Origin of the sequence: Rathayibacter tanaceti, assembly GCF_009834165.1 — a bacterium.
Lineage (GTDB): Bacteria > Actinomycetota > Actinomycetes > Actinomycetales > Microbacteriaceae > Rathayibacter > Rathayibacter tanaceti.
The window spans coordinates 2,151,708-2,166,821 of the sequence record NZ_CP047186.1; the positions used below are offsets into that span (position 1 = coordinate 2,151,708).

The following is a 15,114-nucleotide window of genomic DNA, read 5'->3' on the forward strand; positions in this document are numbered from 1 at the left end:
TGCGGTGATTCCCGCCGCGCACCGGACGTCTGACAACGGGACCTAGAAGCGCGAGCCCATCTCGGCGAGACGCGCGACCCGGTCGGCGATCGGCGGGTGGGTCGCGAACATGCGGGCGACGACCCCGGGCTTCGAGGGATCCGCGATCCAGAGGTGCGCCATCGAGCTGTTCTGCCGGCGCATCGGGCGGCCGGCCGACTCGAGCTTGAGCAGGGCGCGGGCGAGCGCATCCGGATGGCGAGTGGTGAGCGCGCTCGTCGCATCCGCGAGGTACTCGCGCTGTCGCGAGATGGACAGCTGGACGACGCTCGCGGCGATCGGGGCGATCGCCATCGCCACCAGGCCGACCACCAGGAGGGCGGGGTTGCCGCCACCACTGTTGCTGCTGCCCCGGCCACCGCCGACGAACGCCAGCCTGAGGAACGCGTCCGAGAGAAAGCCGACGGCGACAACGAGCCCGAAGACGATCATCGAGACGCGGATGTCGTAGTTGCGGACGTGACCGAGTTCGTGAGCCATCACGCCCTCGAGCTCGGCGTCGTCCATGATCTCGAGCAGACCCGTCGTCGCGGCGACGACGGCGTGCTCGGGGTCGCGCCCGGTCGCGAAGGCGTTCGGAGCCGGATCATCGATGATGTACACCGTCGGCATCGGCGTACCCGTGGCGATCGAGAGGTTCTCGACGATGCGGTGCAGCCGCGGCTCGTCCGCTCGCCCGATCGGGACGCCTCCGCTCAGCGCGACCGCCTGGCTCGCGGCGAAGAAATACTGGAAGAGGGCGTAGGCCGCCGCAGCGACCAGCACCACGACGACGACGGTCGTGCTGCGGTAGACCGCAGCGGCCAGGGCGCCGAGCCCGCCGATGATCACCAGGAACAGCACCAGGATCACCACCGTGTTGCGCTTGTTCCGCGCGATCGCGCTGTACATCCGACCGCCTCAGAACTGGACGCGGGGCGGCTCCGAGATCGCGGCGAGATCGCCCACCTCGAAGAATTCGCGCTCCGAGAACCCGAGCCGACGCGAGAACAGGGTGTTCGGGAACACCGTGACCTTCGTGTTCATCTCTCGCACGCCGCCGTTGTAGAACCGGCGGGCGGACTGGATCTTGTCCTCCGTGTCGACCAGTTCGCCCTGGAGCTGGAGGAAGTTCTGACTCGCCTGGAGCTGCGGGTAGCCCTCGGCGACCGCGAAGATCGACGTGAGCGCCTTCTGCATGTGGTCCTCGGCCGCCGACGCCTCCGCCGGCCCCCTGGCCTGCAGCGTCTCGGCCCGGGCCCGGGTCACGGACTCGAAGACCTGACGCTCGTGGGCGGCGTAACCCTTCACCGAGTCGATGACGTTCGGGATCAGATCGGCACGGCGTTTGAGCTGCACGGTGATGTCGCTCCACGCCTCGTCGACGCGGACATTGAGGGTCACGAGCGAGTTGTACGTCGCCCAGAGGTAGATGCCGAGGATGACGACGAGCACCACGACGACGATGAGCGGGACGAGCCATTCCATGCGGTCCAGTGTAGAGAGAGGTCTCTGTCCGTCGGATGTCGATGAGGCGCATTCGCAGCAGCACGACCCGCGCCTCGCCCGGAGAGCGGGCAGCAGCGAGGAAGAGCGCGCCGCTACTTGAGCGTCTTCTGCAGCAGGACGGTGCTGAGCCAGCGCTCGAACTTGAAGCCGACCCGCCCCATCCGGCCCACCTCGACGAAGCCGAACCGCGCGTGCATGGTGAGCGACGCCTCCGCGCCCTTGTCGGCGACGACCGCCATGATCTGACGGATGCCCACGGCCTTCGCGCGCTCGAGGAGTTCGGCCATCAGCGCCTTGCCGAGCCCCTTCCCCGTGGAGGCCGCCCGGAGGTAGATCGAGTTCTCGACCGTGAAGCGGTAGGCGCGCTTGGACGACCAGGGCGAGACCATCGCGTAGCCGAGGATCTGGCCGGAGGGCGAGACCGCGACGATGAACGGCAGACCGAGCTTCTGGTTGCGCGCGAACTTCGAGCGCCACTCCTTGAGCGTCGAGTCGTCCTCGTCGAAGGTGACGACCGTGTTGCGGACGTAGTGGTTGTAGATCTCGCGGACATCGGGGAGATCCTCCTCGCGGACCTCACGGATCTCGAACGAGAAGTCCGGCTCGGGCGGTGGCGCCTTGCGCAGGTGGGGCGGCAGTACCCGCCGCCGCTCGTACTCTTCCTCAAGCATCCGGCTCCCCTTCGTCTCTCCCGCTGAGCGATCCGGGCCAGCGTAGCCGCCCGAGCGCCGTCGCCCCGTTCACGGGAGCGCGCTCCAGTCGACCGGCTCCGCCCCGCGCTCGACGAGCAGCCGGTTCGCCCGGCTGAACGGCCGCGAGCCGAAGAATCCGCGCGAGGCCGAGAGGGGGCTCGGGTGCGCACTCTCGATGACGCCGGCATCGCCCAGCATCGGCCGGAGGGATGCCGCGTCGCGGCCCCAGAGGATCGCGACCAGCGGGCGGTCGCGCTCGGCGAGCGTGCGGATGGCGTGCTCGGTGACGACCTCCCAGCCGGCGCCGCGGTGCGAGGCGGGGGCTCCGGGAGCGACCGTCAGGACCCGGTTGAGCAACATGACTCCGCTCGTCGTCCAGCCGCTCAGGTCGCCGTGCTGCGGGGCGGTCACGCCGAGGTCGTCGTGCAGCTCCCGGTAGATGTTCTGGAGGCTCCGTGGCAGCGGGCGGACATGGCGCTCGACCGCGAACGAGAGCCCGATCGGATGCCCGGGGGTGGGGTACGGGTCCTGGCCGACGATCAGGACGCGCACGTCCTCGAGCGGAGCGGCGAACGCGCGCAGGACGTCACGTCCGGCGGGCAGGTAGGGGCGGCCCGCCGCGACCTCGGCACGCAGGAACTCCCCCATCGCCGCGATGTCCGGGCCGACGGGCGCGAGTGCGCGGGCCCAGCCCACGTCGATCAGACCGGCCGCCGCCAGCTCGCTCAGATCCACGGGGTCAACTCGCCGCGAGAGTGGCGACGACGACTCCGGAGTCGCCTCCGCTCACCCGCCAGACCGATCCGGCTCCGCCGACGCGGAGCGCCCCGGTGCCGACGATGAGCACGGTCGACTCGTCCAGCGCGACTCCGCCGTCGACCAGACCGGCCTCGACCGCGGCGACGAGGCGCCCGAGAGTGCCCCACTGCGCGGCGTGGACGTCGACCGACACATCGACGAGTCCGATGCCCTCGAGCACGGTCACCTCATCGAGCTCTTCGGCGGCGGCCTCCGGAGCGACCTGGACGCCGCCGATGCGGTGCCCGCCGACGATAGCGCGGTCGGCCGCGACGGCCGCCCCCGCCGAGAAGCCCGCATAGGGCACGCCGGAGGAGACGAGGTCGCGCAGGCGCGGGAAGCAGGACTCGAGGGCGTCGCGGTAGGCCGGGGTGAGGCCGCCGCCCACGAAGATCCCGTCGACGTCGTCGAAGACCGAGGGGTCGATCCGACCGCCCTCCGGCTTCAGCACCGCGAACGGGTCGAGCGGGCCGACGGAGGCGAGCAGAGCCGCGTAACCGGAGTAAGCCTCAGGACCGAGGCCGTCGTGCACGACGACGATCGCGATGCGCGGGCCCTCGATACGGCCCGCGTCGACAGCGTGGTCGCGTGCCTCCGCCAGGAACGCGGAGTAGAGCTGCTGCTCGTGCTCGGCGCCGCCTCCGATCAGGTGGACGCTCACTCGTCGTCCTCGGCGAGGGCTCCGTCCACCGGGGGCAGAGCCGACCAGGGGAAGACGATCCAGCGCGGGGTCCGGCGCCAGAAGAAGTCGGGCTCGAGGACCGTGCGCGGCTTGGTGTACAGGGTGACCGTACGCACCTCGGCGCCCATCGCGCGCAGGAGGTCCACCGAGAGCGCGAGAGTGTGGCCGGAGTCGGACACGTCGTCGACGAGGAGGATCCGCTTGCCGCGGACCGAGGCCTCGTCGAGCAGGGGCGGCAGCACGACGGGCTCGGCCAGACGCGCCTCGACGCCGGTGTAGAACTCGACGTTCAGCGCCCCGCAGCTCTTGATCCCGAGCGCGTACGCGACCGCTCCCGCGAGCAGGAGGCCGCCGCGCGCGATGGCGACGACCAGCTCCGGACGGTAGCCCGAGGCCACCACGTCATCGGCCAGGTGCCGCGCGGCGTCACCGAACTCGAGCCAGCCGAGCACCTCTTTCTCCGTGGCGGCGAGGAGGGCGGCGGAGTCGTCGGCGTCGGAAACCATGAGGGACAGGCTAGGGCGTCGCGGCCCTCCGCGTCACATCGTTCAGGCGCGGGGCGCCAACGGTCCTTTCGCCACCTTGTGCGGGGCGGCCTGGGCGACCGGTTTGATCGTGACGAGGTCGAGGTTCACGTGCGGGGGCAGCTCGACGGAGGAGACGATCGCGGCCGCGATGTCCTCGGCGACCAGCGGCTCGGGCACCTCGGCGTAGACGGCGTCGGCGCGGGCTCGATCGCCGCCGAAACGCACGAGCGAGAACTCCTCGGTGTGCACCATCCCGGGGGCGATCTCGACCACGCGGATCGGCTCGCCCGCGAGCTCGAGCCGCAGGACGGCCACCAGCGCGTGGGCGGCGAACTTGGCGGCGTTGTAGCCGCCTCCGCCCTCGTAGGCGACGTGCCCTGCGATCGAGGTGACCGTCACGATGTCGGCGGAGGAGCCGGAATCGCGGACGCCTGCGCGCAGCAGCGGGAGCAGCGCGCTGGTGACGAGCTTGACCGAGAGCACGTTGATCTCGAACATCCGGCGCCAGTCCTCGGGGTCGGAGGCCTCGACCGAGTCCAGGCCGAGCGCCCCGCCCGCGTTGTTCACGAGCGCGTGCACCGGGCCGGAGGCGGCGAGGCTGTCGCGGAGCGCATCGACCTGCCGCGCATCGGTCAGGTCGGTGACGACGTACTCGGCGCCCGTCTCGGCGGCGAGCGCCTCAAGCCGGTCGCGTCGGCGCGCGACCGCGACGACCTCCCAGCCGCGCTCGCGGAACAGGCGGACCGTCGCCGCGCCGATCCCTGAACTCGCTCCTGTCACGACGACACGTCGATCCACGCCCGTCCCCTTTCCGTCAAGCCTCGGACACCACCGACTCCGTCGTCGCAGCCAACGCTAGTCTGGCCGCGTGCCGCACGCCGACCCGGCTCCCGCGACCTCCGGGACAGCCGTCCCTCCCCGACGCCGAGTCCCCCTCTGGGACAACGCGCGGTTCGTCTGCGTGACCCTGGTGGTGATCGGGCACGGGATCCAGCGGCTGACAGCGCACTCCGACACCTCGCTGATCGTCTACCTGACCATCTACGCGTTCCACATGCCGGCGTTCGCGATCATCTCGGGCTACTTCTCGAAGGGCGCCGCCCCGAACGCGCGGGCGATGCGCAGAGTGCTCACCGACATCCTGCTGCCGTACCTGATCATGGAGACGGTCTGGACCCTCGTGCAGTTCCTCGTCGAGGGCAAGCAGGAGTTCAACCCGACGAAGCCGAGCTGGACGCTGTGGTTCCTGCTCGCGCTGGGCATCTTCCGGCTGGTCCTCCCCTATCTCGCTCTGCTGCGCCGCCCACTGGTGATCAGCATCGTGCTGGCCGTCGGCGTCAGCTACTACGACAACGTCGACTCCACCTTCTCGCTGGCCCGCGCGATCGGGATCCTGCCCTTCTTCGTGTTCGGCTGGCGGCTGCGCGGCTGGACGAAGGGGTCGAGCGGCCTCGTCGACCGGTGGCTGGCGTCTCCGCCCTCGCGGGTGCTGCTCGCGCGGATCGTCGCCATCGCCCTCTTCGCCGTCACCGCCGTCGTCATGACGGTCAACATCGACGCGTTCCGCGCGGCGGACCTGCGCTACTGGTTCTTCTACGACCGCCCCTACGACGCGCTCGGCGAGACCCAGTGGTGGGCGGGCCTCGTCCGGCTCGCGCTGATGACGGCGGCCGTCGTGCTCTCCCTCGCGCTCGTCGTTCTGGTACCGCGCCGCCGCACCCCGCTGACCGCGTGGGGGCAGTCGACGATGTACGTCTATCTCCTGCACAGTTTCGTCCTCTACCCGCTGCGCGAGTCGGGGCTGCTCTCGAGCACAGAGAGCACGCTCGCGCTCGTGGTGATGGTGGTGTTCTGCACCGTCGTCTCGGTGCTGCTCTCGCTCGGCTGGACTCGCACGCTGTTCCATCGGCTGGTAGAGCCGCGGGCGGCGTGGCTGTTCGCTCCGACGACCGACGACCGACCGCAGCGAGCCGGCCGCGCGGATCCGACCGGCTCGAAACGCGATCGACCGCCCGAGCGGCCCTGATCGGGGTTACCCCGTGTGTCGGGCGTCCTCGCCGCCCGATCGGGCCGCGCGTACGCTCGTCGCGGCGGAGAAAGGCCTCCGTCCCCCCGACTCAGACGACCCGATGGGATGCATCATGACCGAGCCCGAGCAGTGGCAGTTCGAGACCAAGCAGATCCACTCGGGAGCCGCTCCGGACCCGGTGACCAAGGCCCGCGCGACGCCGATCTACCAGACCACCTCCTACGTGTTCGACAACGCGGCGCACGCGCAAAACCTCTTCGCGCTCGCAGAGCCCGGCAACATCTACACGCGCATCCAGAACCCGACCCAGGCTGTCGTCGAGGAGCGCCTCGCCGCGCTCGAGGGAGGTTCAGGCGCGCTGCTCCTCGCCTCCGGCCAGGCCGCGGAGACGGCGGCGGTGCTGAACATCGCGCAGGCCGGCGACCACCTTGTGTCGTCGTCGTCGATCTACGGCGGGACCTACAACCTCTTCAAGTACACCCTCGCGAAGCTGGGCATCGAGACGACCTTCGTCGAGAACCAGGACGACCAGGAGGAGTGGCGCCGCGCGATCCGACCGAACACGAAGCTGTTCTTCGCCGAGACCGTCGGGAACCCGAAGATCAACATCCTCGACATCCGTGCCGTCGCCGACGTGGCGCACGAGGCGGGCGTGCCGCTGATCGTCGACAACACGATCGCGACGCCCTACCTGATCCGCCCGTTCGAGCACGGTGCCGACATCATCGTGCACTCGGCGACCAAGTTCCTCGGTGGACACGGCACCGTCATCGGCGGCGCGATCGTCGACGGCGGGACCTTCGCGTGGAGCGCAAACGCTGCGAAGTTCCCGGGTCTCACCACACCGGACGAGTCCTACCACGGGGCCGTCTACACCGCGGCGGTCGGTGACTCCCTCGCGTACATCGTCAAGGCCCGCGTGCAGCTGCTGCGCGACCTCGGCGCCTCCATCGCACCGGCGAGCGCCTGGCAGCTGATCCAGGGCATCGAGACCCTCTCGCTGCGCGTCGAGCGCCACGTGCAGAACGCGCAGGAGATCGCGGAGTACCTCGAGAACCACTCCGACATCGCTACCGTGAACTACTCGGGCCTGCCGACGTCGCCGTGGTACGCGGCGGCGAACCACTACGCACCCCGGGGCGTCGGCGCCGTGCTGTCCTTCGAGCTCAAGGGCGGGGTAGACGCCGGACGCGCCTTCGTCGACTCCCTCACCCTCTTCTCGCACCTGGCGAATATCGGCGACGTCCGCTCGCTGGTCATCCACCCCGCCTCGACCACGCACTCGCAGCTCTCGCCCGAGCAGCAGCTCACCGCAGGCGTCACCCCGGGGCTGGTGCGCCTCTCGGTCGGCCTCGAGAACATCGACGACCTGCGCGCCGATCTCGACCACGCCCTCCATGCCGCACGCGCGGTCGTGGAGGCGTCGCGCGCCAACGCCTGACCCGGTGCCGCCGTCCGAGGAGGTCGCGGGCGGCGGCACGGCCGGAGCGGAGTGGGGGCCGCACGTCATACTCGCGGGCACGCCTCCGCTCTCTGACACGATGGGCACTGCTTATGGACTGGCAGCAGACACTCGAGGACACCGTTCCGTCCGCGTTCATCACCGAGCGTCAGCTCCGCTCGGTGATCGGCAAGCCACCCGCCACCGGCGCCTGGCGCGAAGGAGACCATCCGGGCGGTCGCCGCTTCGTCGACCTCGGCCCATTCGCCTTCGAGGCAGGCGGGCACCTCCCCCACGCGCGGATCGCCTACGAGACCTGGGGCGAGCTCTCGCCCGAGCGGGACAACGCCGTCCTAGTGCTGCACGCGCTGACCGGCGACTCTCACCTGCTCGGCCGCGGCGAGCCCGGTCACGCGACCGACGGCTGGTGGTCGGGCCTGGTCGGGCCCGGCCTCGTCATCGATACCGAGCGCTGGTTCGTCGTCGCGCCGAACATGCTCGGAGGCTGCCAGGGCTCCACCGGCCCCGCCTCCCTCGCCCCGGACGGGCACGAGTGGGGTGCCCGGTTCCCCTACACGAGCATCCGCGACCAGGTGCAGGCGCAGGTGCGTTTCAGCGACCTCCTCGGCATCCAGCGCTGGCACTCCGTCATCGGCGGCTCGATGGGAGGGATGCAGGCGCTGGAGTGGGGCATCGAGCACTCGGAGCGCGTCGCGCGGCTCGCGGTCCTCGCCGCTCCGCCACGGGCGACCGCCGACCAGATCGCGCTCAACTTCGTCCAGCTGGAGGCGATCCGCAACGACGCGGCGTACGCCGGCGGGGCCTATTACGACGCGGGCGACGGACAGGGTCCCTACCACGGTCTCGCTCTGGCCCGGAGGATGGCGCTGCTGAACTACCGCAGCCCCTCCGAGCTCAACGACCGCTTCGAGCGCAGCTGGCAGTCGGGGTTGAGCCCACTCGGAGGCGGCGGGCGGTTCGCGGTGGAGTCGTACCTCGACTTCCACGGCAACAAGTTCACGCGCCGCTTCGACGCGAACAGCTACATCACGCTCGTGGAGGCGATGAACTCCCACGACGTCGGCCGCGGCCGGGGCGGAGAGGCGGCCGCTCTCTCGCGGATCGTCAGCCCCACCCTGGTGCTCGGCATCGACAGCGACCGCTTGTTCCCCGTCGAGGGACAGCGGATCATCGCCGCGCACGCCCCGGGCGCCCTCGACGGGGGTGAGGTCGCGGTGATCACCTCGACCTTCGGTCACGACGGCTTCCTGATCGAGGACGACGCCGTCGGCGCCCACCTCGCCCGGCTGCTGGCGCATCCCGACGACGGCCGAAACGGCTGACCGCGGCGGGCACCACCCCACGCCCCGCGCCGCGCGCTCCGCGCCGCGCCGCAGCGGCACTGGCTATCGTGAACACGGGGCAGCCCAGCGCCGACGACCGGAGGGGGCCAGAGCGTGCCGATGATCCGCAGCGCTCGCGAGCGAGACCGGCTGCTGCGACACTCCGCGTGCGGGATCGGCCTGGTGACCGAGGCCGCAGCCCTGACGATGGTGCTCATCCCCGGCATCCTCGAAGCGGCGGCCGTCCCCTTCGCGGTCGCCCTGATCCTCGGGCTCGCCACCGCGCACATCGAGCTCGCGCGCTCCGGTCGGCGGGGCAGCCTCCTCGCCGTGGCGGTCGGAGGCCTGCTCCTCGGCGTCGGCCTCGCGCTCGGGCTCGCGCCGGGGAGCGACTTCGCGGGGTTCGTCCTGGTCAACACCGCGAACGCCATCACCGCCAGCGTCGCCGTGGTCGTGACCACCAGCGTGCGCCGCCTCGCCCTGCTCCTGCCCGTGCTCCTGGTGAGCGTGATCCCCTCGGCCCTCGTGTCCAGCGACACGGCGATGCCGACGGTCGTGGTGCAGAGCCTGCTGCCGTGGGGCACGCTGGGCTGCTTCGCCCTCTGGATCAGCAGCGCCGTACCGCTCGTCATCCGTCGCATCGACAGCATCGGCACTGCCCACCGGGTCGAGCGCCAAGCGAGCGAGATGGAGGCGCAGCGTCGCCAGGGCGCGCGGCTCCTGCACGACACGGTGCTCGCCACGCTCACCCTCCTCGCGCACTCGGGTCGCGGAGTCTCGGTCGAGGCGCTCCGGCAGCAGGCGGCACAGGACGCCCGCCTCCTCCGCCAGCTGCGGCTCGGCGGGACCCCGACTCCCAGCGCCTCGGGCTCCTACCAGCTGACCAGCGTCACGACGGCTCCCGCTGCCCACACCCTCGAGGCCGTCCGCCACCGATTCGGCCGGATGGGCCTCGAGGTGATCTGGCACGGCTCGGGCACGGTGGCGCTGACGGGCGTCGCGCTCGACTCCTTCGTGCTCGCGCTGGCCGAGTGCCTCGAGAACGTGCGGCGGCACTCCGGCGTCAGCTCCGCCGATGTCACGATCACCGAGGACGAGGACACCGTGCGAGCGATGGTCACCGATGCGGGCGCGGGTTTCGACATCGAGTCGGTCCCGCACTCGAAGCTGGGTTTCACGGAGTCGGTCGTGGCCCGCCTCAGCGACGTCGGCGGCCGCACCCGCCTGTTCAGCGCCCCCGGTTCGGGCACGACCGTGGTCCTCGAGGTGCCGAAGTGAGCGCGCTCCCCGATCTGCCTGCACCGCTGCTCGGAGAGGGCGGACCCGGCACGGGCAGGGGCCGCTCCACTCGCGCCGCACGGTCGGCGCGACGCCAGCAGGAGGGACTCGGCACGAACTACCTCGGCAGCGGCCTGAACGGCATCGCCGCCGCAATCATGGCCTACGAGCTGCTGATCTTCCTGACCACCGCCGGCCGTTACGCCGAGCCCCGGCTCACGGCGATCTCCTGGGTGGTGGTCGTCGCCGCCTTCTGCTCGACGCTGCTCGCCGTCCAGATCGGCGGGCGACGTCTGCACACTCCGGTGTACCTCTGCTTCCTGGTCGGCGCCGGCACGGCGGTCGCGCTCGACCTGATCGCGGTGACCGACTCCGGGTCCGCCCGCACTGCGCCGACCGCCGCGGTGGCCGCAGCTGTCGCGCACTCCGCTCTGATCGTGCACCGGCGGGGAGTCGAGATCCTCGCTGTCGGAGGCCTCATCGCGATCGCCGAAGTCATCGCCTTCTGCGCGATGGAGTCCGGGGGCCCAGCGGCACTCGCGGTGCGGATCAGCGCGCTCGTCGTCACTCTCGCACCCGCTGTGGTCGTCGTCGTGATGATGCGCGGTTTCCGCCGGATGGTGCGCATCGAGATCGACCGCGCCCTCGTCGAGAGCGCAACGCTCGGGCCGCGCTACGCGGTGGGGATGCTCGCCTCCGAAGAGCTGGCACGCCTCGACCTCGCCGCCGAACGCCTCCTCACCCAGGTCGGGGACGGCTCCGTGCCGTTGCCGCTCGACGCGCAGCGCGCCGCCCACGCCACCTCGCTGGCCACGCAGCTCCGCCTCCACCTGATCGAGGGCCGGCGCGAGACCTGGCTGCACCACGCCGTCGTCGAGTCGGAGCTGCTGGCTCCCCTCATCGATCTGGACGACCCCGACGGCGCCGCAGGGCTGCTGGCCCAGCATCAGCGCGACGGACTGCTCTCGGCGGTCTGGCTGATCGCCGACAGCGCGACGGGGCTCGCGCTGGTCCTGCACATCGAGACCGGGATCGCGCGCGACCGCGGGTCCGAGTCGGCGGGGCGGCGTCTGCTCGTGCCGATCACCCTCCGCTCATCGGGCGCGCCCCTGCGCGGGGTCGATCCGGCGACGTGGGAGGCTATCGCTCGGGTCGGCGTCTTCCGCGACAACTCCCGCGACGGAGAGCTGCGCATCGAGATCGACTGCCTGGTCGAGAACCCGGTCGACCGGTGAGCAGCCGCAGAGACGCCCCGACGACAGCCGAGTAGAAGGACACCGATGACCCCCACCGCCGATTCGAAGATCACCCTCGCGGTCGTCGACGACCACAAGATGCTCCTCGGCGCACTCACGGAGTGGATCCGCGGGGCCGCGTCCGACATCCAGCTCGTCGCCGCCGTCGCCTCCTGGCCCGAGCTGCTCACGCACCCCGAGTTCCCCGTCGATGTCGTCCTGCTCGACCTCGATCTCAAGGACAACATCCCGATCTCGGTGAAGCTCTCGACTCTGAAGACCACCGGGGTGAAGACCGTGCTGATGAGCACGTACTCCGAACCCGCCGTGGTGCGCGAGGCGCTGGCCTCCGGAGCGCTCGGCTACCTGGTCAAGACGGAGGACGCCGACATGATCGTCGAGGCGATCCGGGCGGCCAAGGACGGCCACTCCTACATCTCTCACGAGCTCGACATGGCCCTCTCGACGGGCGACTCCGACGGGGCGCCCAAGCTGAGCGCTCAGGAGCGTCGAGTGATGGCGCTCTACGGCGGTGGCGAGCCGGTCAAGTCCGTCGCGTTCGAGCTCGGCATCTCGGAGGAGACCGCCAAGTCGTACCTCAAGCGCATCCGCGAGAAGTACCGCGTGGTCGGCATCGACGTGGGAACCAAGGTCGCCCTGCGCAAGCGCGCCATCCAGGATGGGATCCTGATCGAGACGGACTGAGCCCCCCTCCCCTGGCCATCACCCGGGCGGGACGGCGGCGGGAGACGTCAGGGGGCCAGGACGTCAAGGGGCCAGGACGGCGACCGTCATTCCGGGAGTGACGGAGGAGCGATCCATGGCGGTGAGTGCGGACGGCAGGGCATCGAAAGTGATGAGCTGGCCGACCGAGTCGGCGGGCCGGAGGCGGCCCGCGACGATGTCGTCGAGCATCGCGGTGTAGCCGCCGCGGGCGATGCCGTGACTGCCGAGCAGCTCGAGCTCCTGCGCGATGACGCGGCCGAGGGGGACCGCCGGGGCCGCCTCCGCACCCAGGAGCAGGCCGACCTGCACGTGGCGCCCGCGCGGCCTCAGCACCGCGATCGAGGTCTCCGAGGTTGCCCTGCTCCCGACGGCGTCGATGCCGACGTGCGCTCCACCGCCGGTCGCCTCTCGGACCGCGGCTACGACACCCTCACCGGCGACGACGGTGAGTGCGCCGAGCGCAGCGGCGGCCTCGAGGGCCGCGACAGAGACATCGACGGCGATCACCCGAGCACCCGCCGCCAGGGCGACGATCACCGCCGACAGGCCCACTCCGCCACAGCCGAACACGGCCACCCACTCGCCCGCGGCGACCCGGCCACGCACGTGCAGCGCGTGGTAAGCGGTCCCGAAGCGGCAGCCGAGTCCTGCCGCCTCGATGAAGCCGACAGCGTCGGGGAGCGGAACCAGGTTCAGATCCGCGCGAGGCACCACCAGCGCCTCAGCGTGCGAACCATCGAGCGTGAACCCCGGCTGTTGCTGCCGGAGGCACACCTGCGTCGCACCCGCGAGGCACTGTTCGCAGACCCCGCAGGCGAACACGAACGGGGCCGTCACCCGGTCGCCGACGGCGAAGTGCCCCACCTCTGCGCCGACCTCCGCGACTGTCCCGGCGAACTCGTGCCCGGGGATCTGGGGAGGGACGACCGAGTCGTCGTGCCCCTTCCATGCGTGCCAATCGCTCCGGCACACCCCTGTCGCGGCGACACGGACCACGACCCCGTCGGCGGGGCAGACGGGATCGGGGACCTCGACGATCTCGGGGACGGCGCCGAAGGACCGGTAGCTGACTGCGCGCATGACGCGATCCTTCCAGAACTCGGCGTCGATTCTCCGGAGCGGACGCCTACAGGGCGTTGACAGGGATGCCCTTGGTGCCGGGAGCCGCCGGCTCGCGGTGGACCGGGTAGACGGTTCCGCGCACACGGTCGATGGCGATGCTGGTCAGCGCCAGGGCGATCCCCGCGGCGGTCAGACCGACTCCGACCCACAGGGGCGAGAGGTAGCCCAGGCCCGCCGCAATGACCAGACCGCCCAGCGCCGCACCCAGCGAATTGCCGATGTTGAGCGCGGAATGGTTGAGTGCTGCGGCGATCGTCTGACTGTCGCGCGCCACATCCATCAGCCTGGTCTGGATCGCGGGCGAGGCCGCCGCCGAGAACCCCGCCGCGAGGAACGTGAACACGATCAGGCCGACCACCGTCGTCGCGGACAGCGCCAGACCGACCAGCGAGACGCCCACTCCGACGAAGAGCACGACCAGGGCACGCCGCACGTCACGGTCCGCTGCCCAGCCTCCGACGAGGTTGCCGACCGTCATCCCCAGGCCGATCACCACCAGGATCCACGGCACCGCGCCCAGCGGCAGCCCCGTCACCTCGGTCGAGAGCGGTGAGATGTAGCTGTACATCGCGAACAGGCCGCCGAAGCCGACCGCGCCGACGAGCAGCGTCATCCAGACCTGCAGCCGTCCGAAGGCCCGCAGCTCGGAGCGCATCGTGGCAGCGGGGTTGCCCGGCTGGTGCGGCACGAGCACCTGGACAGCGATCACGGTGAGCGCGAAGAGCGCGGCCACCACCAGGTAGGCGACGCGCCAGCCCGCCACCTGGCCCACCCAGGTGATCGCGGGGACGCCAACCACGTTGGCGATCGTCAGTCCCGAGAGCACGAAGGCGACCCCCTTGCCGCGCTTGCCCGGCCCCATCAGGTCGGCCGCCACGAGGGAGGCGATACCGAAGTAAGCCCCGTGCGGCAGCGCGGCGACGAAGCGGGCGATGAGCACGAGCGGGAAGCTCGGCAGGAGCGCCGACCCGATCGTGCCGATCGTGAAGGCGACCAGCAGCGTGAGGAGGAGGCGCTTGCGCGGCCAGCGGGCCGCCGCAGCCGCAATGGTCGGGGCGCCGACGACCACGCCGAGGGCGTAGGCCGAGATCAGCATTCCGGCCTGCGAGACGGCCAGCTCCGGGTCCTCCGCTGAGACCCCGGGCAGGAGGTCCGCCGCCAGCTGGGGCAGGAGCCCCATCGCGACGAACTCGGTGGAGCCGATGCCGAATCCTCCCATGGCGAGGGCGAGCAGGGCGAGACGGGTGCGGGCCGGCGAGAGTGTCACCGGTCAAGGCTACTCGGGATCCGATCGATGTCGAATCGATTCGAGAGGGCGTCCACGGAGAGGGGGCGGTCGCCTCCGATCGACCCGACGACGGGGAGCCGCTACTCCCCCAGGGCGCGATCGAGGCGCTCGAGCTTGCCGTCGAGCTCGCCCGAGAAGCCGGGGCGGATATCGGCCTTCAGCACGAGTGAGACCCGCGTTCCGAAGGCGCCGACCGCCTCGGTCGCCCGCTTGACCACGTCGAACACCTCGTCCCAGTCACCCTCGATCTCGGTGAACATCGAGGTCGTGCGGTGGGGCAGTCCACTCTCGCGGACGATGCGGACGGCGGCGGCGACGGCGACGTGCACCGAGGCGTCGGGAGCTTCGCCCCCGGAAGGAGCGACCGAGAAAGCGACGAGCATGGGAGCCTCCCTGACTGCGCCGCCGCGTCTCGGCCGCGCAGTC

16 protein-coding genes are annotated in these 15,114 nt (G+C 70.9%); 6 read left to right on the plus strand and 10 right to left on the minus strand.

The features are described 5' to 3' along the window. Positions 1-42 precede the first annotated feature (42 nt). From GSU10_RS10085 to GSU10_RS10115, 7 genes are all read right to left on the minus strand, one after another. Positions 43-930: a M48 family metallopeptidase gene (locus tag GSU10_RS10085; protein ID WP_068207245.1), complete on the minus strand. Its 888-nt coding sequence runs from the start codon at positions 928-930 to the stop codon at positions 43-45. 9 nt (positions 931-939) lie between these two features. Next, a complete protein-coding gene (locus GSU10_RS10090) occupies positions 940-1,506 on the minus strand; it encodes a LemA family protein (protein WP_068207249.1) in 567 nt (188 codons plus the stop codon). A gap of 113 nt (positions 1,507-1,619) precedes the next feature. Continuing rightward, complete coding sequence (locus GSU10_RS10095; protein WP_068207251.1) at positions 1,620-2,198, minus strand: GNAT family N-acetyltransferase; 579 nt, start codon at positions 2,196-2,198, stop codon at positions 1,620-1,622. A gap of 69 nt (positions 2,199-2,267) precedes the next feature. Continuing rightward, positions 2,268-2,954, minus strand: coding sequence for a uracil-DNA glycosylase (locus GSU10_RS10100; protein ID WP_068207254.1), 687 nt, complete (start codon positions 2,952-2,954; stop codon positions 2,268-2,270). Between the two features lie 4 nt (positions 2,955-2,958). Beyond that, entirely contained in the window at positions 2,959-3,678 is a 720-nt protein-coding gene (locus GSU10_RS10105) for a Type 1 glutamine amidotransferase-like domain-containing protein (protein WP_068207257.1), read from the minus strand. After that, positions 3,675-4,205, minus strand: a complete 531-nt coding sequence (locus GSU10_RS10110) for a phosphoribosyltransferase (protein WP_068207261.1) — start codon at positions 4,203-4,205, stop codon at positions 3,675-3,677. The genes GSU10_RS10105 and GSU10_RS10110 overlap by 4 nt, the downstream gene beginning before the upstream one ends. A gap of 42 nt (positions 4,206-4,247) precedes the next feature. Continuing rightward, the gene (locus GSU10_RS10115) at positions 4,248-5,024 is read right to left on the minus strand and encodes an SDR family NAD(P)-dependent oxidoreductase (RefSeq protein ID WP_068207264.1); all 777 of its coding nucleotides are present in this window, start codon (positions 5,022-5,024) and stop codon (positions 4,248-4,250) included. A gap of 70 nt (positions 5,025-5,094) precedes the next feature. Between GSU10_RS10115 and GSU10_RS10120 the strand changes: the two genes are divergently transcribed. The 6 genes from GSU10_RS10120 to GSU10_RS10145 all read left to right on the plus strand — a co-directional run bounded on the left by GSU10_RS10120 (position 5,095) and on the right by GSU10_RS10145 (position 12,257). Further along, on the plus strand, positions 5,095-6,252 hold the full coding sequence (locus GSU10_RS10120; protein ID WP_068207267.1) for an acyltransferase family protein: 1,158 nt from the start codon (positions 5,095-5,097) through the stop codon (positions 6,250-6,252). A gap of 115 nt (positions 6,253-6,367) precedes the next feature. Then, positions 6,368-7,696, plus strand: a complete 1,329-nt coding sequence (locus GSU10_RS10125) for a bifunctional o-acetylhomoserine/o-acetylserine sulfhydrylase (protein WP_068207320.1) — start codon at positions 6,368-6,370, stop codon at positions 7,694-7,696. 113 nt (positions 7,697-7,809) lie between these two features. Continuing rightward, the gene (gene metX, locus GSU10_RS10130) at positions 7,810-9,039 is read left to right on the plus strand and encodes a homoserine O-acetyltransferase MetX (RefSeq protein ID WP_068207270.1); all 1,230 of its coding nucleotides are present in this window, start codon (positions 7,810-7,812) and stop codon (positions 9,037-9,039) included. A gap of 120 nt (positions 9,040-9,159) precedes the next feature. Beyond that, on the plus strand, positions 9,160-10,317 hold the full coding sequence (locus GSU10_RS10135; RefSeq protein ID WP_132504053.1) for a sensor histidine kinase: 1,158 nt from the start codon (positions 9,160-9,162) through the stop codon (positions 10,315-10,317). Beyond that, positions 10,314-11,552 carry a hypothetical protein gene (locus GSU10_RS10140; protein WP_068207273.1) on the plus strand — a complete coding sequence of 413 codons (1,239 nt, stop codon included), beginning with the start codon at positions 10,314-10,316 and terminating at the stop codon, positions 11,550-11,552. The genes GSU10_RS10135 and GSU10_RS10140 overlap by 4 nt, the downstream gene beginning before the upstream one ends. A 45-nt stretch (positions 11,553-11,597) precedes the next feature. Continuing rightward, entirely contained in the window at positions 11,598-12,257 is a 660-nt protein-coding gene (locus tag GSU10_RS10145; RefSeq protein ID WP_068207276.1) for a response regulator transcription factor, read from the plus strand. Between the two features lie 63 nt (positions 12,258-12,320). Here the strand turns inward: GSU10_RS10145 and GSU10_RS10150 are convergent, their stop codons facing one another. From GSU10_RS10150 to GSU10_RS10160, 3 genes are all read right to left on the minus strand, one after another. Further along, positions 12,321-13,358 (minus strand): alcohol dehydrogenase catalytic domain-containing protein, encoded by a 1,038-nt coding sequence (locus GSU10_RS10150; protein WP_068207278.1) that lies wholly within the window; start codon positions 13,356-13,358, stop codon positions 12,321-12,323. A gap of 46 nt (positions 13,359-13,404) precedes the next feature. Then, positions 13,405-14,619, minus strand: a complete 1,215-nt coding sequence (locus tag GSU10_RS10155; RefSeq protein ID WP_068207323.1) for an MFS transporter — start codon at positions 14,617-14,619, stop codon at positions 13,405-13,407. A gap of 149 nt (positions 14,620-14,768) precedes the next feature. After that, positions 14,769-15,071 (minus strand): thiamine-binding protein, encoded by a 303-nt coding sequence (locus GSU10_RS10160; RefSeq protein WP_068207281.1) that lies wholly within the window; start codon positions 15,069-15,071, stop codon positions 14,769-14,771. Positions 15,072-15,114: the final 43 nt, after the last annotated feature.

Coding starts and splice junctions, on each gene's coding strand:
- GSU10_RS10135 (WP_132504053.1), top strand. CDS start 9,160: ATGATCCGCAGCGCTCGCGAGCGAGACCGGCTGCTGCGACACTCCGCG.
- GSU10_RS10095 (WP_068207251.1), bottom strand. CDS start 2,198: ATGCTTGAGGAAGAGTACGAGCGGCGGCGGGTACTGCCGCCCCACCTG.
- GSU10_RS10150 (WP_068207278.1), bottom strand. CDS start 13,358: ATGCGCGCAGTCAGCTACCGGTCCTTCGGCGCCGTCCCCGAGATCGTC.
- GSU10_RS10085 (WP_068207245.1), bottom strand. CDS start 930: ATGTACAGCGCGATCGCGCGGAACAAGCGCAACACGGTGGTGATCCTG.
- metX (WP_068207270.1), top strand. CDS start 7,810: ATGGACTGGCAGCAGACACTCGAGGACACCGTTCCGTCCGCGTTCATC.
- GSU10_RS10090 (WP_068207249.1), bottom strand. CDS start 1,506: ATGGAATGGCTCGTCCCGCTCATCGTCGTCGTGGTGCTCGTCGTCATC.
- GSU10_RS10125 (WP_068207320.1), top strand. CDS start 6,368: ATGACCGAGCCCGAGCAGTGGCAGTTCGAGACCAAGCAGATCCACTCG.
- GSU10_RS10110 (WP_068207261.1), bottom strand. CDS start 4,205: ATGGTTTCCGACGCCGACGACTCCGCCGCCCTCCTCGCCGCCACGGAG.
- GSU10_RS10155 (WP_068207323.1), bottom strand. CDS start 14,619: ATGGGAGGATTCGGCATCGGCTCCACCGAGTTCGTCGCGATGGGGCTC.
- GSU10_RS10145 (WP_068207276.1), top strand. CDS start 11,598: ATGACCCCCACCGCCGATTCGAAGATCACCCTCGCGGTCGTCGACGAC.
- GSU10_RS10160 (WP_068207281.1), bottom strand. CDS start 15,071: ATGCTCGTCGCTTTCTCGGTCGCTCCTTCCGGGGGCGAAGCTCCCGAC.